The 24,325-nt window shown below is 38.2% G+C and carries 26 protein-coding genes; 13 read left to right on the forward strand and 13 right to left on the reverse strand.

Going from position 1 to position 24,325, the window contains the following annotated elements; genetic code table 11:
* Positions 1-45: 45 nt before the first annotated feature.
* Positions 46-1,158 (reverse strand): Gfo/Idh/MocA family protein, encoded by a 1,113-nt coding sequence (locus tag ACSBFT_RS18965; protein ID WP_463046438.1) that lies wholly within the window; start codon positions 1,156-1,158, stop codon positions 46-48.
* Positions 1,159-1,252: 94 nt separating this feature from the next.
* Between ACSBFT_RS18965 and ACSBFT_RS18970 the strand changes: the two genes are divergently transcribed.
* Positions 1,253-1,834 (forward strand): LOG family protein, encoded by a 582-nt coding sequence (locus ACSBFT_RS18970; protein ID WP_463046439.1) that lies wholly within the window; start codon positions 1,253-1,255, stop codon positions 1,832-1,834.
* Here ACSBFT_RS18970 and ACSBFT_RS18975 read toward each other — a convergent pair.
* The 3 genes from ACSBFT_RS18975 to nadC all read right to left on the reverse strand — a co-directional run bounded on the left by ACSBFT_RS18975 (position 1,831) and on the right by nadC (position 3,317).
* Positions 1,831-2,106, reverse strand: coding sequence for a hypothetical protein (locus tag ACSBFT_RS18975; RefSeq protein WP_489602026.1), 276 nt, complete (start codon positions 2,104-2,106; stop codon positions 1,831-1,833). The genes ACSBFT_RS18970 and ACSBFT_RS18975 overlap by 4 nt on opposite strands.
* 13 nt (positions 2,107-2,119) lie before the next feature.
* Entirely contained in the window at positions 2,120-2,395 is a 276-nt protein-coding gene (locus tag ACSBFT_RS18980; RefSeq protein WP_463046441.1) for a hypothetical protein, read from the reverse strand.
* Between the two features lie 70 nt (positions 2,396-2,465).
* Positions 2,466-3,317 carry a carboxylating nicotinate-nucleotide diphosphorylase gene (gene nadC, locus ACSBFT_RS18985; RefSeq protein ID WP_463046442.1) on the reverse strand — a complete coding sequence of 284 codons (852 nt, stop codon included), beginning with the start codon at positions 3,315-3,317 and terminating at the stop codon, positions 2,466-2,468.
* Between the two features lie 124 nt (positions 3,318-3,441).
* Between nadC and ACSBFT_RS18990 the strand changes: the two genes are divergently transcribed.
* The 9 genes from ACSBFT_RS18990 to trpD all read left to right on the forward strand — a co-directional run bounded on the left by ACSBFT_RS18990 (position 3,442) and on the right by trpD (position 9,189).
* Entirely contained in the window at positions 3,442-3,900 is a 459-nt protein-coding gene (locus tag ACSBFT_RS18990; RefSeq protein WP_463046443.1) for a nucleoside deaminase, read from the forward strand.
* 63 nt (positions 3,901-3,963) lie between these two features.
* Positions 3,964-4,578 carry a superoxide dismutase gene (locus ACSBFT_RS18995; RefSeq protein ID WP_463046444.1) on the forward strand — a complete coding sequence of 205 codons (615 nt, stop codon included), beginning with the start codon at positions 3,964-3,966 and terminating at the stop codon, positions 4,576-4,578.
* 121 nt (positions 4,579-4,699) lie between these two features.
* A complete protein-coding gene (locus ACSBFT_RS19000; RefSeq protein WP_463046445.1) occupies positions 4,700-4,951 on the forward strand; it encodes a P-loop NTPase family protein in 252 nt (83 codons plus the stop codon).
* Positions 4,948-5,214, forward strand: a complete 267-nt coding sequence (locus tag ACSBFT_RS19005) for a type II toxin-antitoxin system RelE family toxin (protein ID WP_489602027.1) — start codon at positions 4,948-4,950, stop codon at positions 5,212-5,214. The genes ACSBFT_RS19000 and ACSBFT_RS19005 overlap by 4 nt, the downstream gene beginning before the upstream one ends.
* 222 nt (positions 5,215-5,436) lie before the next feature.
* The gene (locus ACSBFT_RS19010; protein ID WP_489602028.1) at positions 5,437-6,855 is read left to right on the forward strand and encodes an anthranilate synthase component I family protein; all 1,419 of its coding nucleotides are present in this window, start codon (positions 5,437-5,439) and stop codon (positions 6,853-6,855) included.
* A 72-nt stretch (positions 6,856-6,927) separates the two neighbouring features.
* Positions 6,928-7,383: a hypothetical protein gene (locus tag ACSBFT_RS19015; protein WP_489602029.1), complete on the forward strand. Its 456-nt coding sequence runs from the start codon at positions 6,928-6,930 to the stop codon at positions 7,381-7,383.
* Positions 7,380-7,946 (forward strand): anthranilate synthase component II, encoded by a 567-nt coding sequence (locus ACSBFT_RS19020; protein WP_489602030.1) that lies wholly within the window; start codon positions 7,380-7,382, stop codon positions 7,944-7,946. Before ACSBFT_RS19015 ends, ACSBFT_RS19020 begins: the two co-directional genes overlap by 4 nt.
* A 2-nt stretch (positions 7,947-7,948) precedes the next feature.
* Positions 7,949-8,197, forward strand: coding sequence for a hypothetical protein (locus ACSBFT_RS19025; RefSeq protein ID WP_489602031.1), 249 nt, complete (start codon positions 7,949-7,951; stop codon positions 8,195-8,197).
* The gene (trpD, locus tag ACSBFT_RS19030) at positions 8,194-9,189 is read left to right on the forward strand and encodes an anthranilate phosphoribosyltransferase (RefSeq protein WP_489602032.1); all 996 of its coding nucleotides are present in this window, start codon (positions 8,194-8,196) and stop codon (positions 9,187-9,189) included. Before ACSBFT_RS19025 ends, trpD begins: the two co-directional genes overlap by 4 nt.
* Here trpD and ACSBFT_RS19035 read toward each other — a convergent pair.
* Complete coding sequence (locus ACSBFT_RS19035; protein ID WP_489602033.1) at positions 9,186-9,794, reverse strand: hypothetical protein; 609 nt, start codon at positions 9,792-9,794, stop codon at positions 9,186-9,188. The two genes, trpD and ACSBFT_RS19035, sit on opposite strands and share 4 nt — an antisense overlap.
* A gap of 33 nt (positions 9,795-9,827) precedes the next feature.
* Complete coding sequence (gene murB / locus ACSBFT_RS19040) at positions 9,828-10,847, reverse strand: UDP-N-acetylmuramate dehydrogenase (protein WP_489602034.1); 1,020 nt, start codon at positions 10,845-10,847, stop codon at positions 9,828-9,830.
* 49 nt (positions 10,848-10,896) lie between these two features.
* On the opposite strand from murB, the gene ACSBFT_RS19045 reads away from it, so the two are divergent.
* Positions 10,897-11,838, forward strand: a complete 942-nt coding sequence (locus ACSBFT_RS19045; protein ID WP_489602035.1) for a D-2-hydroxyacid dehydrogenase — start codon at positions 10,897-10,899, stop codon at positions 11,836-11,838.
* Here the strand turns inward: ACSBFT_RS19045 and ACSBFT_RS19050 are convergent.
* The 5 genes from ACSBFT_RS19050 to ACSBFT_RS19070 form a co-directional block, all read right to left on the reverse strand.
* Positions 11,828-14,614, reverse strand: a complete 2,787-nt coding sequence (locus ACSBFT_RS19050; RefSeq protein ID WP_489602036.1) for a T9SS type A sorting domain-containing protein — start codon at positions 14,612-14,614, stop codon at positions 11,828-11,830. The two genes, ACSBFT_RS19045 and ACSBFT_RS19050, sit on opposite strands and share 11 nt — an antisense overlap.
* A 129-nt stretch (positions 14,615-14,743) precedes the next feature.
* Positions 14,744-15,790 (reverse strand): magnesium/cobalt transporter CorA, encoded by a 1,047-nt coding sequence (gene corA, locus ACSBFT_RS19055; RefSeq protein ID WP_489602037.1) that lies wholly within the window; start codon positions 15,788-15,790, stop codon positions 14,744-14,746.
* Positions 15,791-15,906: 116 nt separating this feature from the next.
* The gene (locus ACSBFT_RS19060) at positions 15,907-16,395 is read right to left on the reverse strand and encodes a DUF2911 domain-containing protein (RefSeq protein WP_489602038.1); all 489 of its coding nucleotides are present in this window, start codon (positions 16,393-16,395) and stop codon (positions 15,907-15,909) included.
* Positions 16,396-16,546: 151 nt separating this feature from the next.
* Positions 16,547-17,281, reverse strand: coding sequence for an ABC transporter ATP-binding protein (locus ACSBFT_RS19065; RefSeq protein ID WP_463046457.1), 735 nt, complete (start codon positions 17,279-17,281; stop codon positions 16,547-16,549).
* A 144-nt stretch (positions 17,282-17,425) separates the two neighbouring features.
* Positions 17,426-19,978 (reverse strand): tetratricopeptide repeat protein, encoded by a 2,553-nt coding sequence (locus ACSBFT_RS19070; RefSeq protein WP_489602039.1) that lies wholly within the window; start codon positions 19,976-19,978, stop codon positions 17,426-17,428.
* Positions 19,979-20,085: 107 nt separating this feature from the next.
* On the opposite strand from ACSBFT_RS19070, the gene ACSBFT_RS19075 reads away from it, so the two are divergent.
* Complete coding sequence (locus ACSBFT_RS19075) at positions 20,086-20,745, forward strand: phosphatidylserine decarboxylase family protein (protein WP_489602040.1); 660 nt, start codon at positions 20,086-20,088, stop codon at positions 20,743-20,745.
* A 318-nt stretch (positions 20,746-21,063) separates the two neighbouring features.
* Here the strand turns inward: ACSBFT_RS19075 and ACSBFT_RS19080 are convergent, their stop codons facing one another.
* Complete coding sequence (locus ACSBFT_RS19080) at positions 21,064-22,074, reverse strand: family 43 glycosylhydrolase (protein WP_489602041.1); 1,011 nt, start codon at positions 22,072-22,074, stop codon at positions 21,064-21,066.
* Entirely contained in the window at positions 22,071-23,261 is a 1,191-nt protein-coding gene (locus ACSBFT_RS19085) for a DUF6786 family protein (RefSeq protein WP_489602042.1), read from the reverse strand. Before ACSBFT_RS19085 ends, ACSBFT_RS19080 begins: the two co-directional genes overlap by 4 nt.
* 398 nt (positions 23,262-23,659) lie before the next feature.
* Here ACSBFT_RS19085 and ACSBFT_RS19090 point away from each other — a divergent pair, with 398 nt between their 5' ends.
* Complete coding sequence (locus ACSBFT_RS19090; RefSeq protein ID WP_489602043.1) at positions 23,660-24,163, forward strand: hypothetical protein; 504 nt, start codon at positions 23,660-23,662, stop codon at positions 24,161-24,163.
* Positions 24,164-24,325 lie beyond the last annotated feature (162 nt).

Raw genomic sequence — 24,325 nt, forward strand, 5'->3', positions numbered from 1 at the left:
GGTAAAGGCCAAATTGACCTCTACCGTAAGTTTTTTGAAAGCGTTTTAAAGCATGATTTTCTTCCCGCCAGCTTTGGCAGACTCGTAGATGGCCATCATGATTTTGATGTCTTTTAAGCCTTCTACACCAGAGCAATGGTCTGGAACAGGGTCGGGGCTTAAAAACATAGCACCCATTCCGTTCATTTGGTAGGTTTGGTGATAGACCACTTCCATGTCCATTTTACCTTTGGATGTGTTTCCTACAATGGGCCCATAACTAAAAGCAGGCCCCATTTCCACCCAGCCTTTGTCTCCGTAAGCCTGAAATTTCTCTACATTGGTATTGTAAGAAGTAAAGCCAGTAAAAACGGTGTTGTCAGGGAATTCCATATGCCAAGAAACGGATTCTTCTACTTCGCTAAATCTGGTTTTGTCTGTAACGGGTCCAAAGTTTGCGATAACCGAACGTGGCTCCATTCCTTTGGTGTATCTAGCGGCATTGATGCTATAAATACCCACATCCATTAGAGGGCCTCCGCCTCCTAGTTTTTTATTTAAACGCCACATTTTTGGGTCGCTAGCAGTCCAGCCAAACATGCTTTGAATGTAGTTTATCTTACCAAATGTGTTTTCTCTTCCATAACGCATAAGCTCTAGATTAAAAGGCTCAAAGTGGCATCTGTAGCCCACGGCTAGTTTCACTTTGTTTTTTTCGCAGGCCTTCATCATGTCTTCACATTCTTTCACGGTATTGGCCATTGGCTTTTCAGTGATGACGTGCTTTCCTGCATTGGCAGCCTTAATGGAATATTCGGCATGTAAGCCATTTGGAAGACATACATATACTACGTCAATATCAGGACAATTTGCCAGATTAGCGTAGTTGTCATAGTTCAATATGTTCTCATCCTTGAGCTTGTATTTTTCTTTCAGTTTTGGGATTTTTGATGGCGTACCTGTAACGATACCAGTCAGTTCCCAATAAGGAGACTCATCAATGGCGGGTAGTATTTTTTGAACCGCGTAATACCCAAGACCTACGAGTGCGATACCTAGTTTTTTGCCTTCATAGGCTTGTTCTGGTTTTGGAAGTCCTTTTTTTGAGATGAAGGGAAGTGCTATGGCACTACCACCCATTTTTTTAATAAACGAACGTCTGTTTTCTTCAATACTCATTTCGAAAGGGTTTGTTTTGGTTAAATTCTGTCCCAAATTAGTGAAAATAATCCCCTATTTTTGGGCAAGTGATGATTAAATAAAAGAACATTTCATGAAATCGGTCTTGGTGTATTGTGGAGCAAACTCTGGTGTAAATCCAGTTTATAAAGAAACGGCGGTAGCCTTAGGGAAGGAATTGGTAAAAAGAGGCATTCGTTTGATTTATGGCGGAGGTAGCTTAGGCTTAATGGGCACCATAGCAGACACCGTTATGGATAACGGTGGGCAAGTGGTAGGTATCATTCCTTCATTTTTAGATAAAATGGAGGTTGGTCATCCCGCTTTAACAGAAATTCATGTGGTAGAAAGCATGCATGAGCGTAAGGCTTTGATGGAAAAAATGTGTGATGCTATTATTACACTTCCTGGTGGCTTTGGGAGTATGGACGAGCTTTTTGAAATCCTTTCTTGGTCTCAATTAGGACTCCACAAAAAGCCGGTTGCTCTTTTGAATGTCAATGGTTTTTATAAGCCATTGATAGCTCAGATGGATCTAATGGTGAGAGAAGGCTTTTTGAAACAATCGAACCGAGAGATTGTTCAGATCTCTGATTCGATTGAAGGGGTTTTTCAGCTAATGGAATCTTACGTACCACATAACAGCCATAAATGGCTAGAAAGAGCGGATATCTAGAACTGAGAACAATCTAAATCCTTGTAGGCATCGCCGTTTGCGTAAAGGCCAATAGCACAGCTTTTTACAGCTGCCTGTAGCGTTGATTTTACAGAGAGGCAGTTAGCATTGGTCTGTTGGTTAGCAAAAACAGAAATAGCATTACTGTATTTCTCTGCATCGCTTTCACACTTTTGAGAAGACCCTAATGGGTTTAATACTGAGGCTTTTTTGCAGCCTACCGAAAAAATCAAAAGTGAAAAAATGAGAAGGTGTAAATAGTTGATTTTCATAGCAAGATTGGTCTTAGTTATAATCGTTACAATCAAAGTCATTCTGAAACTCCTCGTAGGCTTCTCTGTCTGCAACAGCCAGGGCGGTACAGCTTTTATATAGCTTATCTATAGACTTCTTCACGGCTTCACAGTTTCCTTTGGTCTGATTGCCAATAAATGCACTAATATCTTCAGAATATCTTACAGAATCTGCCGCACAGGATAATGGACCTCCTTTCTTCTTACATCCAGATATACTGATGGTTAAAGCAGAAAAGATAAGGAGTGAGATTAGTTTCGCTTTCATTTCGTTTGACTTAATTTGAAGTCAAATGTATTGTGAAATGTTGACCTTCTCCAAGAAAATTAAAAGGGTTTTATTTTACGGCTTTTAGGCTTAGGTCCAAGCTTTTAATGCTGTGGGTAAGGTATCCCATGGAGGCAAAATCTATCCCACATTCCGCATAAGAGCGAATGGTTTCGGGCGTAATTCCGCCAGAAGATTCTACAGGGAATCGCCCATCTATAATGGCAATGGCTTTTCTGGTGTCTTCGTAGTTAAAGTTGTCAAGCATGATTCTTACCACACCACCTATTTCTAAAACTTCGTTTAGTTCTTCAAAGTCTCTCACTTCAACTTCTATAGGTAGGTGTCTTCCTGTTTCTTGTAGATATTTTTGAGCAGAAAGCATGGCGTTTTTGATGCCGCCGGCATAATCCACATGATTGTCTTTGATCAGAATCATGTCGTAAAGCCCCGTTCTATGATTTACGCCCCCACCTATTTTTACCGCCCATTTTTCGGGCAAACGGAAGTTTGGTGTTGTTTTTCTGGTGTCTAGCACTTTACACTTAGTGCCTTCTAGTTTCTTGACAATGGCTCTGGTTGTGGTGGCAATGCCACTCATACGCTGCATGCAGTTAAGTACCAATCGCTCTGCAGTAAGAATGGATTGGTCTTTTCCAGAGACATAGAATGCAATGTCTCCGTATTTGATTTCATCACCGTCATGAAGTAAAATTTCTATTTCTAATTCAGGGTCTACCTCATTAAAGATAGCTTTAGCCAGTTCTATGCCTGCTAGAATGCCATCGTCTTTTACCAATAATTTGGCTTTGCCCTGTGCACTTGCGGGAACGGTAGAAAGTGACGTGTGGTCGCCATCACCTACGTCTTCTCTTAATGCTGCCTGAATAAATGCTCTTACTTCTTCTGGTTTGATTTCCATTGTGTATTTCTTATTGCTCCGCAAATTGAAAAAAAAATGCTAAAGAACCATTTCTGTCAATTACAGATTTGTGAAAAAGACATAAAGCCTTTGTCTGTTAAAGGACTTAAAATACTTTTGAGCCATGAAACAATCCTATCCTCTTTTTTCGCACGAGTATTTTATGTCAAAAGCTATGGACTTAGCCCATCAGGCTTTTGAAGAGGGTGAGATTCCCGTAGGGGCAATTGTGGTAACCGACCAAAATCAGATTATTGGTAAAGGGTACAATCAAACTGAGCGGCTCAAAGACGTCACTGCTCATGCAGAGGTGATTGCCATTACGGCGGCGGCAAATAATTTGGACGCTAAGTATTTAAGAGAATGTAGGCTTTATGTAACGCTGGAGCCCTGTGTAATGTGTGCAGGTGCTTTGGCTTGGAGTCAAGTCGATCACGTTATTTATGGGGCTCATGATGTGAAAAGGGGCTATACCAAATATTCTAAGGATATTATTCATGCCAGAAAGGAAATCACCTCTGGGGTGCTAGCTACGGAGTCAGAGCAGCTGATAAAGCAATTTTTTGAACAATTGCGAACATAATCAGCATTGAATCCGTTACCATATCAAGACAATAAATTTGAAAACTTATTAAACAATAATATTATGGCTTTTGAACTTCCAGCATTACCATTTGCGAACGACGCATTAGAACCTCATTTTGATGCAATGACTATGGAAATACACCACGACCGTCATCATAACGGATACGTGACTAATCTTAATAACGCCATTGCAGGTACAGATTTAGAAGGGAAGACTATCGAAGAAATCTTGGCTGTAGCTGGTGCTAGTGGAGCTGCGGTTAGAAACAACGGTGGAGGTCATTATAACCACTCTTTATTCTGGTCAATTTTAGCTCCTCAAGGAGTTGGTGGAAACCTTTCTGGTCCATTAAAAGAGGCTATCATTGCTCAGTTTGGTTCTGTGGACGAATTCAAAGCTAAATTTAAAGCAGCTGCTGGAACACGTTTTGGTTCTGGATGGGCTTGGTTAGGTGTTAAAGCGGACGGGTCTCTTTGTGTATGTTCATCTCCAAACCAAGATAATCCTTTAATGGATGTAGCGGAGTGCCCATGTACTCCTGTTTTGGGTCTTGATGTTTGGGAGCATGCATATTACTTAAAGTATCAAAACAAGCGTCCTGATTACATTGACGCTTTCTGGTCAGTAGTAAACTGGAACGCAGTAGAAGCTCGTTACGCAGCTGCAAAAGGATAAGAAATTAACTTATGATATATGAAAAGCTCGGCCTTCGGTCGGGCTTTTTTTGTTTCAAACCCATTCAGTACATTGTGTATATTATATACATTTTGTAAATTAGGGCTTAAGTACAGATGCTATGAGGAAAAATATTGATATAGATAATACTACATTGACTAAGCTCAAAATATTGTCAGCCTTTGAAAACATGAGCGTTAAGGCTCTCATGGAGCATGCTGTTCGTTTTTTTGTGGAATCTAAGGAAAAGGAAAGGCTTGATTCTCTTACAGATGAAGAGAAGGAGGATTTGGGATTACTATTATTAATGCAGCAGGTTGACAGAACAGACGTAGTTTCTGAAGAAGAAGTTATGGCAGCCCTTCGCTCATGAATGTAATCTATTTAAGGCCATTTCTGAAAGATGTAAGAAGCTTAAAGGACAGGAAATTAAAAGAGAATCTTGAAAAGGTGATTTCTTCAATAAAGTCTTGTGAGAGTTTGAACGACATCCTTGGCTTAGTTAAATTGAAAAACTATGACAATGTCTACCGCCTTAGAATTGGTACTTATCGCTTAGGGCTTTTTATTGAAGGGGATTCTGTTGAAATGGCTAGATTTCTTAAAAGAAACGATATCTACAAGTTATTCCCATAGCTTTTTTTTAAAGTAACATTGCATTATAAAAAATCCTTTCTAGTTTTACGGCATGAACAATCAAAGCAGAACAAATTCTTGGTGGTGGCTTTCTTCTCGAACGAGTTGAACAGAGTTTGCTATGCTTAAAAAATATATACGCGGCTTTCTGTTTGACAGAAGGCCGCTTTTTTTGTGTCAAAGCGTAGCCATTGACCAATTTAAAACATTAGAAAAATTACGATGAATAAGATTTTTAACATTACCACCCGTTCTAAAAAACAACTGGCAGATACTTTAACTCCAGTTGGTATTTTTATGCGTCTTCGTGACCAGTACAAGTACTCTGTCATGCTAGAAAGTGCAGATTACCATGCCATGCAAAACAGTTTCAGCTACATCGGCTGCGACCCAGTGGCGAGTATCATAATAGATAACGACGAGGTGAAGCAGGTTTTTCCTGATGGAACTAGAGAAGACTTTAAACTAGAAAACAGAAAAGATGCCGTAGGCGTTTTGAAAAACTTTGCAGAGCGATTTGAAGCTCCTGAAAGTAAGAGCGGCTCCATAAGCAATGGTCTTTTTGGGCACATGGCTTATGATGCGGTTCAGTATTTTGAAGACATAGAAATTCAAGAAAAAAACGAAGAGAATAAGGTCCCATCGCTGATTTATAGGGTTTACAGGTACGTGATAGCCATAAATCATTTTAAAAATGAGTTGAACATTTTTGAACATACTTATGGTGGGGAAGCTAATCCTGTAGAAAATGGCTTGGAAACGATTGAGCTTTTTGTGAACAATCCGAAGTCTAGCAGCAAAAAATTTAAAATCACGAGTGAGGAAGAAAGCAATGTGACGGACGAGCAAATGAAAGCTACCATCAACACATGTATCAAACATTGTTTAAGAGGAGATGTATTTCAAATAGTGCCATCGAGAAGGTATTCTAAGCAGTTTGAGGGAGACGATTTCAATGTTTACAGAGCATTGCGTAGCATTAACCCTTCCCCTTATTTGTTTTATTTTGATGGAGGAGATTACAGTATTTTTGGTTCATCGCCTGAGAAGCAAATTCATATTGATGGCGAGCGAGCTGAAATTCATCCCATAGCAGGTACTTTTAAAAGAACCGGTGATGATGTAAAGGATGCTGAATTAGCTAAGCAATTAGACGCCGACCCTAAGGAATCTGCAGAGCATGTGATGCTGGTAGATTTGGCTAGAAATGATTTGAGCCGAAGCTCAGAACAGGTTAAAGTGGAGGTTTTTAAAGAGGTTCAATATTATTCGCATGTGCTTCACTTGGTTTCAAAAGTGACAGGTAAGATGATGAAAGGAACCAATCCGCTTCAGTTGGTGGCAGATACTTTTCCGGCAGGAACACTTTCGGGTTCGCCGAAACATATGGCCATGACCATAATTAACAAACTGGAAAATACCAACCGAGGTATCTACGGTGGAGCCATTGGTTTTATGGATTTCAAAGGTAATTTTAACCACGCTATTGCCATTCGTACATTTTTGAGCAAAGGCAACAGACTTTTTTATCAAGCGGGAATGGGCGTGGTAGCCAAATCTGATGTGGCTCTGGAAATGGCAGAAGTTGGAAATAAGTTAGGAGCATTAAGAGATGCCATGGAAATGGCGGAGGGGATATAGTCCTCGACTACGCTCCTCGCCTTCGGACGGGCATGCGACTGGCCAGCTTTTGATAACAGTGCAAAATTGACAATGAATTTATTACTGAAAAAACTAAATTTTAAGACGCAAGAGTCAATATTGATTCTGAATGCTCCAGATGAGTTTCAGAAGATGATGAAGGCATTTAGTCAATTTTTAGGCGTGAAAACGGATTTAGATTCGTCTGAGATTCCGTTTAGTTTAATATTCTGTACCAAGCTGGCTGAAATTGAGACTTTAGGGCCAAAAGTGGCTGAGAACTTAACTGAAGATGCCTTGTTCTGGTTTGCTTATCCTAAGAGAAGCTCAAAGAAATATAGCTGTGAGTTTAATAGAGATAACGGTTGGCAAGTTTTAGGAGATTTGGGTTTTGAACCCGTAAGAATGGTAGCGATAGACGAAGACTGGTCGGCACTGAGATTTAGGAAGGCCAAACATATAAAGACAATAACAAGAAACCCCAACTGGATTATGTCTGAAGAGGGTAAAAAGAAAGCAAAGAAATGAAAATATTAGTACTAGATAATTATGATTCTTTTGTATACAATTTGGTATACATTTTAAAAGAATTAGGTGGCGATGTAGATGTATTTCGGAATGACAAAATCTCTGTAGAAGATGTTAAGAAATACGATAAAATCATGCTTTCTCCTGGCCCAGGAATTCCTGAAGAAGCGGGTATCATGATGGATTTGTTGGCAGAATATAAAACCACAAAAAGCATTTTTGGTGTTTGTTTAGGGCATCAAGCCATCGGAGAAGCTTTTGGTAGCAAACTGGAAAACATGGGAGAGGTGCTTCATGGCGTTACCACACCATGCGAAGTGATAGACGAAAATGAATTACTTTTCAAAGGCATTCCGAAACGCTTCGATGTATGTAGATATCACAGCTGGACTGTTTTGCCAGATTCTATGCCTAATGAATTAAAAATTACGGCAAAAGACGACAACGGCTATGTCATGGCAGAAGCACATGAGAAGTATGATGTGCGTGGTGTTCAGTTTCACCCAGAAGCCTATCTGACACAGCATGGTGTGAAGATGGTGGAGAATTGGATGAAGGGGTGATTATGGCTATTTATAATGAAACCTTTTACAGAAAACACGAGCCAATTAATGAGTTGCAAGAGCAGATTTTACGGTCAATAAGTCGGGGTATTCCTGATAAATATTTGTTAGAGATAAACGATATTATTTCAAAGTACCTTTCTGAGAAGCTTTTGGATAATGTAGATAAAGTGATACAGGAAAAGGGAATTACGGAGCAAGATTTTAAAGTTTTAGTGAACAGACCATACCGAACAAAGAAAGCCAAATGAAAACCTACCTAAACCAATTAATCCAGCATCTATCACTTTCAAAAGAGGAAGCTTTTGAGGCCCTTTCTAAAATAGCTGCGGGCGAGGTGAATACTTCGCAAACGGCTGCTTTTTTGATGGGAATTCAGCAGAAAGGCATTACGGCAGAGGAGTTGACAGGCTTTAGAGATGCCATGTTGGCGGTTGCTAATAAAATAGATTTGTCAGATTTTGACGCCATGGATGTTTGCGGAACAGGCGGCGATGGTAAAGATACTTTTAACATTTCTACCACAGCCGCTTTTGTGATTGCAGGTGCAGGACAAAAAGTAGCCAAGCACGGAAACCATGGTGTCAGCAGTGCGGTAGGTAGCAGTACCGTTTTAGAGCATTTGGGCATCAAGTTTACCAACGAAGCAGATTATCTTAAAGAGAAACTAGAAACAGCAGGAATGTGCTATTTGCATGCTCCTCTTTTTCATCCTGCCATGCGTTATGTGGGCCCTGTTAGAAAGGAATTAGGCATGAAAACCTTTTTCAATATGCTTGGGCCATTGCTTAATCCGGGCGAAGTCAAAAAGCAATTGACAGGCGTTTACGACCTCTGCGTTTTTGAATTATATGAGCAAGTTTTTCGTCAAACCGACAAGCAGTTCGGTATCATCTTCGACTTGGCAGTTTATGACGAAATTTCTTTGACCGGAGACTTTATGTTTTCTTCTCATTATCCATCTGCCGACGAAGGCGAGCTTTTTAGCCCGTCGGCTTTTGGCTTGAAAAATTTTAAAGCAGAGCAGCTTTATGGCGGCGGCGGTTTAGAAGATTCCGCAAAAATGCTGGTTGATATTCTTGAAAACAAAGGCACCGAGGCTCAAACTTCTGTGGTATTGGCAAATGCCGCAATAGGTCTTGGCGTAGCCCAAAACATTACCCTAGAGCAGGGAATGGCAGAAGCCAAAGAGTCTTTGGTGAGCGGAAGGGCCAGAGATGTTTTGAAGAAAATGGTTTCTTAGGCCGGTATTTCTCTCTTTTTATTGCTTTTAGACGCTGCCATTCCAAAGCATAGAAGGCAAAGGGCTAGTAAGTAATGATATACATCAATTCCGTTTTCTGGACTGTTCACAAAACTATCTCTAAAGGTGGCTAATGCTGCAAAAACCACTCCTGCAATTAACCAGGAACCTAGTTTTTTTCTGCGTTTGCTTATAGCCACTATCCCAGCAACAAAAACAAGGGGTATGGTTACTAAAGGAATATAGCTAGAAACCCACGTCATGTTCAGCATTTGCTCCAGAGTAAAGAGTAAGAAGCCCACTAGGATTATGCCATAGGTAAGAGCGTTAGAAGGTTTTTTGCCTAAGGCAGCAAACCAAGCGGCCACCGCAATGCCTAGAGCTCCCACGGTAGCAGCTAGTACTTGAAAATAACCAGATAGGCCGGAGGCGTCACTTATTCCCGCAAAATTTAAAGTTCCGAAAAACGCGGCTACAGCTACAGATAGAATAAAAGATTCCCAAAGTAGCGTTTCTATAAGATCGAGTTTCATTAAATACCTGAAGAAAACGAAAAGACCAACTAGGCAAAGTATGGCGTCTGATATGACATGCGAAATTTCCATGGTTTTACTTTTAGAGGTTTTGGCTAAACCAAATTATATAATATTTACTTCGGCATGAAGCGTAATGCCAAATTTTTCTAGAATAGAGTTTTGGATTTTGCCTGAAAGTTCCGCTATGTCGGCTCCTTTTCCGTGTCCATAATTTACTAAAACTAAGGCCTGATTTTTATGAACCCCTATTTCGCCAAAGGTTTTTCCTTTCCATCCAGCTTGTTCTATTAGCCATCCAGCCGGTACTTTTACCATGTCTTCATCGGCAGCGTAAGACGGAATGGTTGGATTTTGTTCCTTTAAAACACTAAAAGCCTCTTTTGTTATGATAGGGTTTTTGAAAAAACTTCCAGAATTTCCTATCAGTGCGGGGTCTGGAAGTTTAGACTGCCTTATTTTTATAACTGCCAGACTTACATCACTTATTGTTGGGCTATTAATTCCCTGTTCTTGCAGCGTTTCTTTTATTGCACCGTATTCCAGATTTAAAGCCGAGTTCTTTTGTAGTTTAAAAGTGACATGTGTAATGAAATATTGGTCTTTATAAATGTTCTTAAAAACACTTTCTCTATAGCCAAAAGCACAGGCTTTGTTGTCAAACTTTTTTATTTCCAGTGTTTTACGGTCGATGGCTTCAAGCTCAATAAAAACATCTTTAATTTCTACACCATAGGCCCCGATGTTTTGCATGGGTGCTGCACCTACAGTCCCTGGAATTAAAGATAGATTCTCGATACCTCCAAAATCTTGATCAACACAATAAGAGACAAAGGAATGCCATACCTCACCAGAACCCACCCTTATGATAACCTCGTTTTCCGTTTCCTCTATCTTTTCTACACCCTTGATGTTGTTTTTTATCACCAAGCCATCAAAATCCCTTGTTAAAAGAATATTACTGCCACCTCCTAATATTAGAATTTCATTCGATAGGTAATCATCGGATTGAAGCAAATACAATAATTCATTTGTAGAATTTATTTCCACAAAAAGCTTTGCATTGGTGTCTATTCCAAAGGTATTAAAGGGCTTTAAAGAGGTATTTTTAATTATATTTGGCATTGAGCATTGTAGTATTTCGATGCAATTTACCTAAGACAAATCATAAAGCATGAATATCGTTTTTTTAGATGCATTTACGAGTCATCCAGAAGAGTTAGACTTAAGCGAATTAGAGCAGTTGGGTTCTTTCAAAATGTATGACAGAACACCTTATGCTCAAACAATAGAACGAGCGAAAGACGCGGATGTTTTATTAACAAATAAGGCGATTTTGGATGAAAACATTATCAGTCAACTCCCAAATCTGAGATATATAGGCGTTACCGCAACGGGTTATAATGTGGTGGATTTAGAAGCTGCCGCAAAACGTGGAATACCTGTCACCAATGCTAAAAACTACAGTTCCATGTCTGTGGCTCAGCATGTTTTTGCCATGCTTTTAAGCTTTACCAATAGAATAGCCGAGCACAACAATCCAGACAAATGGGTGGCTTCGCCAGATTTCTGTTATTATGATTTTACTTTGACCGAGTTGGCAGGAAAGACCCTGGGACTTGTAGGAATTGGGGATATTGGAGAAAAAGTAGCTAAAGTAGCCGAAGCCTTTGAAATGAATGTTTTGGTTAATCGTAAATCAAATAAAGCTCACGCTAAATACAAAACGGTTGAGTTGGATGAATTACTGGGTCTATCCGATTTTGTGAGTCTTCACTGTCCATTGACAGAAGAAAACGCCGGTTTTATCAATGAGGAGAATCTAGCCAAAATGAAGAAATCGGCCATTCTAGTCAATACAGGAAGAGGCCCTTTGGTTAATGATGCAGACCTAAGAAAAGCTTTAGATTCAGGTGTAATAGCAGGTGCTGCCATTGATGTAGTCTCTCAAGAGCCACCAACAGCCGGCAATCCACTTTTTGGTGCAAAGAATCTAATTGTAAGTCCGCACGTAGCATGGGCTACTTTAGAAGCTAGAAAGAAACTATTCAAAATAGTGACAGACAATATTAAGGCCTGGCAAGCAGGGGAGGCTGTTAATGTGGTTAATGCTTGATAATTTTTTTGATAATTTTTTCATTCTCAGTAAGAATTACCACAAAGTAATTTCCAGAAGAAAGTGTAGAGCTAGTTTCTCTGAGCCAGTCCTTAATCTTGGTGTGGTTTGCTTTTATGGAAGAATTTGGGAATCGAATGTTTTTACTTCTTCCTAACAAGTCAAGGATGATAACCTCATCCACATGTCCGATGTTTGACAAATCTAAGTGAACTTCTGTTTCATAAGGGTTTGGGAAAATGGTGACATTTCTTTTCTCCTCAAAAACACCCAATGGAAGTTCATTTTTCTCTAAGAAAGTCCATTCAATATTTGCTTCTTCCGCCCCATCAAAAGGCAAACGGAATACTTGTGTTGTTCCTCCTTTTAAGTTTCCAAGAACATAAAGTTCATTCTCGTCCACTGCATAATTGATAGAATTAATAGGGGTTTGATTTAATTGAAAAGAGCCTTGTTTGTTAAACAATAGGAAAAATGGAGAGTTGTTTTTATCAATAACTTCAAGTAAAAGGGCGGAATGATCATTTATGGACTGTCTATTAGCTTTAATCTTTAGAATAGCTTTACTGAATGTTCTACTTTCAAAGTTATATTTATAAAGCTCATCCTTGTTATTTTGATTTGACAGGAAGAAAATCTGTTTATTCTGAACTATCAAATATGGATAAGCCGCTAAATGCATACTAACCTTTTCAAATTTTACTAAAGGCGTTTTGGGATTGGAGTTACTATATAATCGAAAACTGCTTTCGGAAGATATACTACATGAGGCGTATAAATTATTATTCTGATCAATGCCAAATGATAAGGGCCAACCTTCCCAGAATGGCTCAACCTCAGTAATTATTTTTTTGTTTAAAAGAATAATCTTGCTGAATTCCAGGCTATTACCTACTGAAAGAGTGCCATTCCCAATGCTCTCGTACGTAACACCATAAGAAGGGTTTAGCTTGCCTCTATAAGCATCTTTAAAGGTTTGATCTTCTTTGTCAACAATAGCTATTCGGATTTCGGCTCTATTCTTACTTATTGAAATCGCATAAAGACCACGATTATAGGGTTCATAAAAGAGTTGCATTCTTTGATCTAATACGTCACCATCTTCATAAACCATTTTGATAATTTGGCCATCCCAATAGTAAACTTTGTTGTCATTTATGATAAAAATGCTTTCTTCATCAAAAGTTAATACTTGCTGAATATAGAAGTTTGCAGGATCATAAAACTTGGAAAAAGGAATGCTTAAGTACCGATTTGTTTCAGACGAGTAAAGTCGAATGTTAAACTTGTCGTCAAAGCCAAGTAACCTTATCGAATTACTTAGATCTTGGAATAGTGGTAAGTTGGAAGAAAGACTATCATAAGGTATTTTGACCAATCCATCCTGAAGAAAGTATGATCTAAAACTTAGGTCAGGTTGAGGGTCAATGTCAATTGGCTCAACACTATTTTCAGGTACTTTGTTTATTAGTATTTTGTTAGAATTAGAGCCTATTGCAATGTTTTTATCACCAATGTAAAGTCCATTTAACCAACCTGCTTGGGCTAGAAAATGTTTTGTTTTTGGAAGTGAATAAAATGGGTGAAAGCTTAAGCCGTTTGTGTCTAGTTCATACAAAGCATTGGAATTGTTATCATAACTAAAGTTGGAGAGACATAATAAATGACCATTAGGCAGTGGTTTTATAGGTTCAAAAAATAGACCATGTTCAAGTTCCGTATTTATTAGTAGAAAAATTTCCTTTTCGAACAGACTTAATTTGAAAAGATATCTATCCTGAAATTTATTAATGTCTAAAAGTTGATTTTTTTGAGACCAATGCCCTCCACCTTTGGATTGATTTCTCAAACCAATGGAAAAACTTTTAGTGCTATCTGAATTGTATATTATTCCTTGTGCATTGTCTTGGTAATTGCGAAGGATATATAAGGATAGAGATTCATCTTTGTACTTAATTATGTTTAATCTAGAATCTTCTTCAATAAGATTAAAACTAGAGTCTTCGAGTGAATAAGCATATTCTGCCAATCCAGACCATGCCAATAAGGTGTCATTTAAAACACTTAGGGCACTTGGTCGGAAATCATCACTTAATAGGTTGAAACTTAGGGTTGTACCATTGATTACTCCTTCATAAATTTCCCCTTTTCCAGGATAAATCAGAAGTCTTGAGTTAACAAAGAATAGTTCGGTGGCAAAGTTTGGACTAATTAAGTTTTGAATATTGCTACTGTAGCCATTGAAATGGACAGTTTGGTTCTCTAAGAAAGCCCAGTTTTGTCCGTCTGAAATTAGAAGATCGCGATAGAAAGAATCGGAACGAGAGGTGTCAACAGCTAAGATGGTATTATCCGAAATTTTATAAAGTATTTTGTCATCAAAAAAGAACAATGAATTTCCGACTTGTGAAAAGTTTAAGCCTCTTGAGGTTAAATAGGGCTGATAAACAGTATGGAGTATTTTTAACTCTTCTTTTTCTATAGAACAGATGTACTTTGAACCAGCAGAATCGGCAAATATTCCTAAGTTTTCCTTTATAGAAATAACAGAAGCCACGGAGACGGAATCAAAAAGCTTCAATGCAGTGGTCTCTTTAGTCTCTAAGTCTAAATAAGAAACACCAGAATGGCTAGATATTAAAACCGCGTTTTCGGGTCTAGGATAATACCTATATGCTAACGTTTGACTGTCTAAGGGGTATTGAAAATTTGATATTTGTATTTGCCCATAGGACTTAGCAGAAAAAAGAAAAAGAAAAATTAGTAATTTTCTCATTTGGGATGTGTGAATCTCTTGTAAAAATAAGAAAAGGTAAAAATCCCTATATAAAGAAAACGTAAATATCTTTACAGATAGACTAGCATATGTAAAGAAAACCGAAAAAGCTTTACATAAGGATTCTTTCTACAGCCACTTCTTCCGTCTAAAATACAGCAGCATTCCACCAGAAAGTACGGCCATTACACCTAATAAAATAAAGTAGCCATTCTTGTATTGAAGTTCTGGAATGTGCTGAAAGTTCATACCGTAGATACCCGCCAAAAAGGTGATGGGCACAAAAATGGCCGTGATAATGGTTAAAAACTGCATCACCTTATTCATTTTCATGCTCATCTCAGAAATGTGAATTTCCTGTACACCAGAAAGAATATCTCTTAGCGTGTCTAGGGTGTCAACTACAGAAATGGTGTGGTCGTACACGTCTCTCACATATATTTTGGTTTTCTCTTCTATGTCATCTGAATCAGATTTTGAAAACATATTGAGTGCCTCTCTCAGTGGAGCCACTACCTTCCTTACCCTTAGCAAGTCTTTCTTTAATGGGAAAACTTTTGAGCGTTCAAAGGCTTCAACATCCGTCATTAAGGCCTCTTCAAGCTTTTCGGTTTTAATTTCTATTTCGTCCAAAACGCTAAAATAGTTGTCCACTATAAAGTCAATGATGGCGTAAGCCAGATAGTCGGCTTTTTTTGCTCTAATCCTACCCTGAGCTTTCTGAATTCTTTGTCTTAGCGGTTTGAATATATCGTCTTCATGCTCTTGAAAGGTCAATACAAATCCTTGGTCAAAATAGATGGAAATGTTCTGAATGTGAATTTCACCGTCTTGGTACTGCAAGTATTTTAGTGAGATAAAATGACCATTTAAAAACTCAGCGTATTCTGGTCTTTTATAGACATCTGCGATGTCTTCTAATGCCAGGGAATGTATTTCAAAAACATCACCAATCTGCTGAATAAAGGCTTCGTCATGCAGTCCTCTGATGTCGTACCATTGCGTTAAATTATCTTTGGCTTTATGGATAATAGCCTTACGAACTTCTTCAAAAGTCTCTGAATGAAAAGACTCTAAATTATACTCTATATAGTTTAGTGTTAGTGGCGTACCTCCTTTTTTTCCTGTATATTTTATAGTGCCTGGAGGTAGCCCTACTTTCGTTTTATGCTTCATTCTGTAGAATTTCTGATGGTCAAATTTAGCGAACAATACTTTAATGTGGTTTTCACCTACGTAAAAACAGAAAAACCCCACCAAATGGTGAGGTTTTCAAATAAGCTTTAAGAGGTTTATTTAACCGCTACCGTAGCTTTAGTATCATCCCAAGAAATAACCAATTTACCACCTTTTACCGTAATGTTCATTTGCTCTACAGGGCTAGCTGTTTTAGAGGATTTTGCCATGACATGCGGAAGATCGGCGTCTTTAATCTCATTGTATTTAAAAGAACCCCATTGTTTTAATGTTGGATTTAATATCACTGTCCAATCACCTTCTGTAGGTATTGTAAAAAGAGAGTATGTCCCTGCTTTAACTGATTTTCCACCAATGCTGCCATCTTTTGCGAATGTTATTTCTGTGGCGTTATTTGCTCCGGTACGCCATACTTCGTTATAAGGTACTAGTCCACCAAAAATCTTACGATCATTTTTAGATGGAGCACTGTAGGTTACAGAAACGTTTCCATCAGAAGTGGTTTGCTTCGGGCTTTTTTGTGCAAAAGAATTCGAAGTGCCGACAAATAATAAGGCGGCAGCTAAAAACATTAATTTTTTCATTTTAATAAATTTGAATTGTTTAGAAAACGTTGGTTAAAATAGAGCTCGAATAAAAAACTATTCCTCAAAAGAGCCTTATATGCGTTGTCATGCTGAATAAACGTAGCAAGGCAGTTTTTGGATTTTTCCCTCTAAGATTAATAAGACACAGTTATTCTTTTACCGCTGCAAGTTTAGCGGCCATTTCACGCGGATTTGTAGGGTTTTCGTTGCGAATGTCAGTTTCAACAAGCCCATCTCTAAGGCGTATAATCCGATGTGCGTATTGAGCAATGTCCTCTTCATGCGTCACCATAATAATGGTATTTCCTTGGGTATGAATCTCCTCAAAAAGCTCCATTATTTCGTAGGAAGTCTTGGTGTCGAGGTTACCAGTAGGCTCATCGGCCAGTAATATGGAAGGATTGTTTACCAAAGCTCTTGCCACCGCCACACGCTGTCTTTGCCCTCCAGAGAGTTCGTTTGGCTTGTGGTGTGAGCGGTCTCCTAAGCCCACACTTTCCAAAACCTTTTGGGCTCTTTCTGTTCTGGCAGATTTACCGTACCCCGCATAAATTAAGGGTAAGGCCACGTTTTCTAAAGAAGACTGACGCGGAAGCAGATTGAAGGTTTGGAATACAAAACCGATTTCCTTATTTCTGATTTCAGCGAGTTCATTTTCTGTCATATCAGAAACGTCCTTTCCGTTTAAAGTATAGGTGCCGTTTGTCGGTGAATCTAGGCAACCAATGATATTCATCAGCGTAGACTTCCCAGAGCCGGAAGGCCCCATAAATGCTACGTACTCTCCTTTATTGATAGAAATAGATATCGATTTAAGGGCATCTACGATTTCCGTACCCATGATATACCTCTTAGAAATATTTTCGGTCTCTATTATTTTCATTGCTTCACAAAAATCATTTTGAATCTATGCAAAGGTAGTTTTAAAGCGGAATCACTATGAAGTTTTTATACCAATGTTACTGCTTCAGGATAGATGGTCAGGATGGTGCCTTAGGCGGTCTTTGAGCCTAAGGCCGTGTGGCGTTTAAAACTCATTTTGTTGCTTTTGAATGCGTTCTTTTTCTTGGTTAAAACTTGTCATGAAGAGCTTGAAATCTTCAGCCGAAAGTAGTTTCTGTAATTTAAGTGTTCCATTTTCAGCATAATCTGGTACGCCATTTTGTAAAGCCAAAATGCTGTACTTTTTCCATAGTTCTGCAGAAGATTCATTAAACTCCAATGCGTTAAAAACCATGTTATAAGCTTCCGTTTCTTTTCCTTTTGAGGATAAGAAATCTGCGATATCGGTAAGGATATAAGGATTGAAAGGAGCTTTTTTATAAATGTCTTTGTAGTTCTCTTCGTTTATTTCTAACTGTAGTATTTCATCTGCCTGTTGTAACTGTTTTAAGGTTAAATGGCTTTTGAAATTATTATCGATCAATACTTGAGTAGATTGATTATCGCCTGCGGCGGTCATGAAAGCTACGGCCCTATCAAAAATGCCTTCATTCAGATACCAAAGCCCTAGTTTTCTACGATACATCAATGCCGCTTCTGAATGGTCTTGGGCTAGGTAAGTTAATTGCTTTAAGGCCAGTATTTTTTCGTCTTTTTGGTAAAGTTGAAGAGCCTTTAAATATCTCAAATCTTCAGAAACACGCTGATTTGCCATATTATTAATGTAGTCATCCCAAACGCTGTCTGGAGCCGTGAGGCTATTTTCGGGTAGGGCTATCTGGTTATAAATTCCTCCGAAGGCGGCGGTGTTAAGAGCGGTGTTTTTTGGAAGCTCTTTTAGTTGGCTTTTAACCTTTCCCGTCATTCTGCTAATAGCGAGTTGATTGGCCAAGTTTGAAGGATATTTCTCGTCGGCAAAAGAAGCGGCTACCGAATCTAACTTAGAAGCTAAGGCATTTTCTATCCAAAAAGCTTGAAGGTTAACACGTTCTACATCGCATTTTCCACAGTTCTGCATGGCCTTATCTAAATACAAATAGACACTGTCTCGGACATTTGCTTTCTCTAAAAGATGGCTGGAGTTGGTAGCCAAAACCTTACTGTCTGGAAACTTGGCGGACCCCTCTCTCAAAGTAAAAAGAGCGTCAAAAAACAGGTCTTCACTCTCAAGGTTTTGACTTAAGCCCACGTAGGCAAACTCACTTGGGTTTTTCTGTATGGCTTGGCGGTAAAAGTAGGCTGCCGTTATCCGGTCGCCCACGTTTTTGGCCATACCGGCGAGTGCATAGTTGGCTTTATGATTAAAAAAGTCGGATTTAACCGACTCTTTATAATAGGTTTCTGCGGCTGTATTTTCTCCTTCTGCCAGATAGAAGTCTGCAATAGCATTATTTAGTCCCGCCTTTAACTGATTGTAAGCATAGATGTCTTTCTGGATTAAGAAAAAGCCCATGATAAAAACACCTAATATTTTAGCTAAAATGATGCTGTTAAACTTAGGTTTGTAAAGGACTAAATATGCATTCAAGCCATTCTGAAAAACGCCAATAAAGTTTAAAATAACGTGTGCAAAAAAGACCAAACCGAGTGCCAAGTGTGCTATGGCGATATAGTCGTTCAGTAGCTCAATGAGTGGGTCGTTTGCGGTGGCATATACGAAACCCAGTACGCTTATGGAAATAATTAGAAAGCCCATATAGAGCCATGCTCCAGTTCTTTGAAAGCTAAAAACGCCAGTATCTTCACACTGTTTTTTAAAGCCCCAGATGCCTAGGATACTGGAAATGGCAAAGAGCAATACAGGACTAATCACCATAAAACTATCCTCTATCAATTTTATGTTTTCCAGATAAATGAGTAGACAGTTTAGTAAGTAAATGATGCCAATTCCTAGATAAGTTTTGAAAGAGTTTTTGCTTTTTTCGGATGAATTAATAACGGTGTAAATAAGGGCTACCACTATTTCGTGGGCTATGAAGAAAACAAAAATGGCAAAGCAAAGGATGGAAAATAACAAGCCGTAATTTGTTAAAGCCACAAGAGGGAATTTGACCTTAGAAAAATTAAGAGATATAATAGTAAAGCCCAGGAATAGGGCGAGTATCAAAGAAAACCTTAACCAGAAGCTGGCTTTTTTCAAAAAGGAATTGAAAAAGAAGAGTAGCAACCCTAATGCAACAAAAGCCACCATAAATGGAAGATTGTTGGTGCTTTGAAAGATAATTTCTGTTCTTGAAAGCATAAGAAATGAAGCCAAGATAAGGAGTGAGCCTAAAAACCAAAAGTTGTTTTGGAAAGATAAGGCAGTGCTAATTAAACTTATACCAAGAATAAGTGATCCAAAAAGAATCCAAGATGCTTTTATATTGACAACCTCATTGGCGGGGAGATACCATTCTTTTATGTAGTAGATGAGTTCGTTATTAGTAAACCTTAAACCTTTTTCTACGAAGGCTTCTGAGGCAATAAATTTTTTATGAAGCTCAGAGGCAATATCCCAGTGTAGAACATTGTGGAGATCATTGAAAAACCAGAAGGCAGAAATACCAGCTAAAACCAAAGAAATTACAGAAAATATAGCCAGAGCTATTTTTAGAGAATTTGGCCATAAACGCCAAAACTGCACTTTTGAAATCATTAAAAATCGGATTGTGTTTGCTGTGCAAATAACGCCAAAATATTGTTGGAACGTATAAATCGAAATAGCCCTATTATATTTGTCGTATAAAAATTACCAATATAAAGATGACGCTTCATAAAGAAGGCAAGGCCACGATACTTATTTCCCTTTTCGGGACGCTATCTATTTATCTTATAATAAGATTTTTACTTCCAGAAAGTGACTGGCTGCAGCTGCTATGGTTGGCCTTTAGTTTGTTTATAATGGTGACTGTTTTGCAGTTCTTTAGAAAACCGAAAAGAACCACGATTTTGAATCCAAATCATATTATTGCACCAGCAGATGGTAAAGTAGTGGTGATAGAAGAGGTAGTAGAAACAGAATATTTTAAGGGACCTAGAAGGCAAGTTTCTATTTTTATGTCACCTATTAATGTGCATATAAATTTCTTCCCACTTTCAGGTGTGGTAAGTTATTGTAAATACCATGCAGGGAAATATTTGGTAGCATGGCACCCAAAATCAAGTACAGAAAATGAGCGTAGCACAGTAGTGGTAAAACATGAAAACGGCACAGAAGTACTTTTTAGACAAATAGCCGGAGCCATGGCAAGACGGATAGTAACGTATGCTGAAGTAGGTCATGTAGCGACACAAGGCTCTGAATTTGGCTTCATTAAATTTGGTTCAAGAGTAGATATTTTCTTACCGCTTGATGCTAAAATCCTTTGTAAACTAGACGACAAGCCTGTGGGTGGAGAGACGGTTATTGCGGAGCTAGGGTAAGCTGCTTTGACGAAGAGTTGTTAATGGAGGTTTATAGTGATTCTGTCCATTAGAGTTGGATTGAAAATTATAAATATTGGCACATTACAATAGACTCGTGAATCATGTATTTTGTTTCTCTAAAGGTTATTGTGTCTTAAATTTTAACGTGGTTTTATTTTGAGACTATATTTGAGTTATAGGACGACATAGAAGGAATATGTCATTCATCTAGTTCACTTCCTTGGCCAAAAAACTACTTTGGAAATGAAAAAATGTTCATATGGAGATACTATTTCCTTTGAACCTATTTTAAGGATTGTTTAGGAACAGGGTAGTTTATTGCCAAATTAGTTTGTCAACACTTACGCCCCTATTAGGCCATTCTACACTAGAAATATACCAATCGCCATCCTCGTCCTGGAAGACTTCTGGAGCATGAGCGTTCAGTGTTGTAATATGTTTCTGAAGGTCAAGTCCGAAGTCAAACATGTCTTTCGAATGTAAAACATAGGTTTTATACTGATAAGCACCTTGTATATCTTTTTGGTCCCAAATTCCATCCCACGAACATAAAAATAGATAGTATGTATTATTGTGAAATATGAGCGAAGGAGATTCTGGATCGAAGGATTCAGAAGTGAAAATTGTCTTGGGCTTACTCCACCTTATTAAGTCTTTGGATTCTCTTAAAAGGACACTTTTTAAAGAGCAGTAGACCATATAATAAGTACCATTATGAAGTAACAAATTTGGGTCACGTGCTCCATCAACTTCAGAAAACAATTCGCCTTTTACATCCCAGTTCATTAAATCTGATGATACTGCCAAACGAATAGGGCTGTGACCATAAACCATCTGATATAAATCATCTTTTTTTACAATGTAAGGGGCATGGTTAGCCAATACTTCTCCAGGACGGTCTTTTGGTGTCAGCACCTTAGGAAGGTCAGAATAATGATTTTCTGCTAGGGTTTCTTTGAAATTAATGGCAGACGATACGGCATGAAAGGAGCCATTTTCGCCTTCATGGATACCTTTATTTAATGGAACTGTTTTAACCTCAGGATGTGTAATGCCGAATATGTGCCACTTGCCATCTTTATCTCTTACAAAAGTATGATCGTTTGGTACCCAGTTGTCATACCATTTTCCCTCTTTTAAATTATCGCTATCAGGACCAAAGAAATAATCGCCATCAGGTTTATAAACCCACTCAAACTGATTGGCTTGTTTAGGAACTAATATTTCAGGAGTGTCGACCTTTGTTTCTGCATTTTCAGACCCTTCAGAATTGCATTGTAAAAAGAGAAAAGATGGGGATAGTAAAAGTATAAATTTCAGTTTCATTTTAGCTCGTTCAAATCTTTGTTCAACAACTTTTTGGAGATTTTATTTAGTTCGTCAAAATTGCCCTCGAAGTGGTAAGTTTTATGGGTGTGTTTAATGGACTCACCAGGTTTCAATTCCTTAGAACTCGAGGAAGATTCCAGTTCATAAAAAGGTCCTAATTGTCCACCATTATCTAAGGGACCATCATTGTATGCGTTTATAACATCGCCTTCATAAGGGTTGTCTTGCTCTCTCCAGACAGAGTTAACATAAGTGGTATCCCCTTTAAACGTATAATTTACGATAGTAAGTGTTTGTTTGTCGGCGTCATAACTACCTGCATAAGGGTGCACGTTTTGCGGAGGTATTCCTAGTTTGAACCGAGCGGTGCCATCACCATTAAACATTACGTGTTTTTCTGTTATCTGTAGTCTATCGGGAGGAATAGTGCCAAAGTAGGATGTGTTTAAAGCCAACGAGCCTTTATAAGGGAGAATCACCTTTGTGTTCTCAGAAGGCATGTACATGCCCAAAATCCAGATGGATAATAGGCCTGAATTCTTGGACCAAGCTTGTTCACCTACATTGACTATCTCGTTGTCAGATTGATATGCTACAAAGTTGATGTCAGCAGGTATTGCTAATCCCAATTCCTCTTCAATTTGGCCTTCATTTAAGATAGACACTTTTCTATTTACTTGGATGTCAAATTTGAAATCTTGGTAATTGAGGAAGGACATTTTTTTCTGAAAAAGTACTTCTCTATTGGATTGTGAAATGACTTCATACGCCTCTGTATCTATTTCTTTAGGTGTATACCAGTTGTCGAAAGTAAATTCACTTCCTTTTTTAAAGAATATGGCATATTGACCGCCTTCAGGGCCCATCCAAAATCGCTCTTCACCTCCGAAGGGATTAAAGTGCTCTTCAAATTTCCCAGAGGCAATCAGATCATAGTTCAACCAGCCGTAGCTGTTTCCTGCTAAACCGTTGGCCGTACTGGTAGCCACCCTTCCTTGTAATTCAGGCAATAGAATAAGTTGACTCTTGCCATTATTGTCTTCTAGTGTAATTACGTTTTGGTGTTTTTTTAGAAAATTTAAATCAAAGCCAAAGCTGCCTTTTAGAACCTCCGGTTGTGAAGAGCAACTGGTCATAATCAACACAACACTGCTACATATCAGGGTATTAAGATATATATTCATTATTTATTATTTTAACATTCAATAAGATTGATTCAATTTAGTAGGATATGGAGCATCCGACCAACTGAAAGGTGTGAAAGTTTTAGGGGGAGGGTCTTACTTTACCAAGGATAGTTTTTTTGCTTATGACTTCTTTATAAAAATATAGGCATTTTTCATACTGCCTTGGCCTAAGTCTATAGAAAATTTTCTCGTCTAGCAGGGTGCCGTTCTTCAGCGGCTTAAAAGAGGGTTGTCTATTAAGTTTCGAGTGTCGGTTTTCTGATGAAATATTAATGGTATTTAAAGTTACGCTGACTGTAAAAATCTAAGAAGTTTGAAACAGGTCGATTCTGGGCTCAATACTTGCTTATGATAGGTTAATTAAAAGAATTATTAATTCCATAAAAACTTAACTTATGTTACGCAAGTTTACTTCAGTTCTATTTTTATTCACGGTTATTTTATCTTCATGCTCTAAGGATGATGATGTTTCACCATCTGGTATCGAAGGGAAATGGTCGAATACCGGCATTGACTTAATTGTTGACGCTAAAACTTATCCAGTTACGGCTCAAGCTTTAGAGGACAATTATTATAAGAATGCGACTTATGAGTTTAAGTCGGACGGAACTTATATTTTCACTGATTTTGAAGGAGAAACGTTTAGTGGCAACTATACCTTTGACGCCGCTGCAAATAAGGCGATAATGGACGAAGATGGTGAAAAAATCACTTACCTGGTTCAGGTTGACGGTTCTAGTTTAGTGCTAAGCTCTCCAACTATTGATGTTAATAACGAAGAGACAACGGATGAAGAAGATTTCTGGTTATTTTCTTTCTTCTTCCTTTCGTTTGACCAAGAAAGCACGATAGAAGGCGATGGCGACGCTATTTCAATAGACTTTAAATTCTCAAAGTAATCTTTTTGTAAATTAAACATTATTTTTTAAGGGCCGACTCTGGAAACTAGAGTCGGTTTTTTTATGTAGATTATTTAGCCAAAAGCCTTATTTAGATTTTTTCTAAATAAGGCTTGCTTATTAACACTTTGCTTTATTTCTTTGCGGCTCAATTTATAATTA

Source organism: Arcticibacterium sp. SM2516 (assembly GCF_057914865.1).

Bases quoted from the DNA above. Each gene is read 5' to 3' on its own strand.
- ACSBFT_RS18965 (WP_463046438.1), bottom strand. From the start codon at position 1,158: ATGAGTATTGAAGAAAACAGACGTTCGTTTATTAAAAAAATGGGTGGT.
- ACSBFT_RS18970 (WP_463046439.1), top strand. From the start codon at position 1,253: ATGAAATCGGTCTTGGTGTATTGTGGAGCAAACTCTGGTGTAAATCCA.
- ACSBFT_RS18975 (WP_489602026.1), bottom strand. From the start codon at position 2,106: ATGAAAATCAACTATTTACACCTTCTCATTTTTTCACTTTTGATTTTT.
- ACSBFT_RS18980 (WP_463046441.1), bottom strand. From the start codon at position 2,395: ATGAAAGCGAAACTAATCTCACTCCTTATCTTTTCTGCTTTAACCATC.
- nadC (WP_463046442.1), bottom strand. From the start codon at position 3,317: ATGGAAATCAAACCAGAAGAAGTAAGAGCATTTATTCAGGCAGCATTA.
- ACSBFT_RS18990 (WP_463046443.1), top strand. From the start codon at position 3,442: ATGAAACAATCCTATCCTCTTTTTTCGCACGAGTATTTTATGTCAAAA.
- ACSBFT_RS18995 (WP_463046444.1), top strand. From the start codon at position 3,964: ATGGCTTTTGAACTTCCAGCATTACCATTTGCGAACGACGCATTAGAA.
- ACSBFT_RS19000 (WP_463046445.1), top strand. From the start codon at position 4,700: ATGAGGAAAAATATTGATATAGATAATACTACATTGACTAAGCTCAAA.
- ACSBFT_RS19005 (WP_489602027.1), top strand. From the start codon at position 4,948: ATGAATGTAATCTATTTAAGGCCATTTCTGAAAGATGTAAGAAGCTTA.
- ACSBFT_RS19010 (WP_489602028.1), top strand. From the start codon at position 5,437: ATGAATAAGATTTTTAACATTACCACCCGTTCTAAAAAACAACTGGCA.
- ACSBFT_RS19015 (WP_489602029.1), top strand. From the start codon at position 6,928: ATGAATTTATTACTGAAAAAACTAAATTTTAAGACGCAAGAGTCAATA.
- ACSBFT_RS19020 (WP_489602030.1), top strand. From the start codon at position 7,380: ATGAAAATATTAGTACTAGATAATTATGATTCTTTTGTATACAATTTG.
- ACSBFT_RS19025 (WP_489602031.1), top strand. From the start codon at position 7,949: ATGGCTATTTATAATGAAACCTTTTACAGAAAACACGAGCCAATTAAT.
- trpD (WP_489602032.1), top strand. From the start codon at position 8,194: ATGAAAACCTACCTAAACCAATTAATCCAGCATCTATCACTTTCAAAA.
- ACSBFT_RS19035 (WP_489602033.1), bottom strand. From the start codon at position 9,794: ATGGAAATTTCGCATGTCATATCAGACGCCATACTTTGCCTAGTTGGT.
- murB (WP_489602034.1), bottom strand. From the start codon at position 10,847: ATGCCAAATATAATTAAAAATACCTCTTTAAAGCCCTTTAATACCTTT.
- ACSBFT_RS19045 (WP_489602035.1), top strand. From the start codon at position 10,897: ATGAATATCGTTTTTTTAGATGCATTTACGAGTCATCCAGAAGAGTTA.
- ACSBFT_RS19050 (WP_489602036.1), bottom strand. From the start codon at position 14,614: ATGAGAAAATTACTAATTTTTCTTTTTCTTTTTTCTGCTAAGTCCTAT.
- corA (WP_489602037.1), bottom strand. From the start codon at position 15,790: ATGAAGCATAAAACGAAAGTAGGGCTACCTCCAGGCACTATAAAATAT.
- ACSBFT_RS19060 (WP_489602038.1), bottom strand. From the start codon at position 16,395: ATGAAAAAATTAATGTTTTTAGCTGCCGCCTTATTATTTGTCGGCACT.
- ACSBFT_RS19065 (WP_463046457.1), bottom strand. From the start codon at position 17,281: ATGAAAATAATAGAGACCGAAAATATTTCTAAGAGGTATATCATGGGT.
- ACSBFT_RS19070 (WP_489602039.1), bottom strand. From the start codon at position 19,978: ATGATTTCAAAAGTGCAGTTTTGGCGTTTATGGCCAAATTCTCTAAAA.
- ACSBFT_RS19075 (WP_489602040.1), top strand. From the start codon at position 20,086: ATGACGCTTCATAAAGAAGGCAAGGCCACGATACTTATTTCCCTTTTC.
- ACSBFT_RS19080 (WP_489602041.1), bottom strand. From the start codon at position 22,074: ATGAAACTGAAATTTATACTTTTACTATCCCCATCTTTTCTCTTTTTA.
- ACSBFT_RS19085 (WP_489602042.1), bottom strand. From the start codon at position 23,261: ATGAATATATATCTTAATACCCTGATATGTAGCAGTGTTGTGTTGATT.
- ACSBFT_RS19090 (WP_489602043.1), top strand. From the start codon at position 23,660: ATGTTACGCAAGTTTACTTCAGTTCTATTTTTATTCACGGTTATTTTA.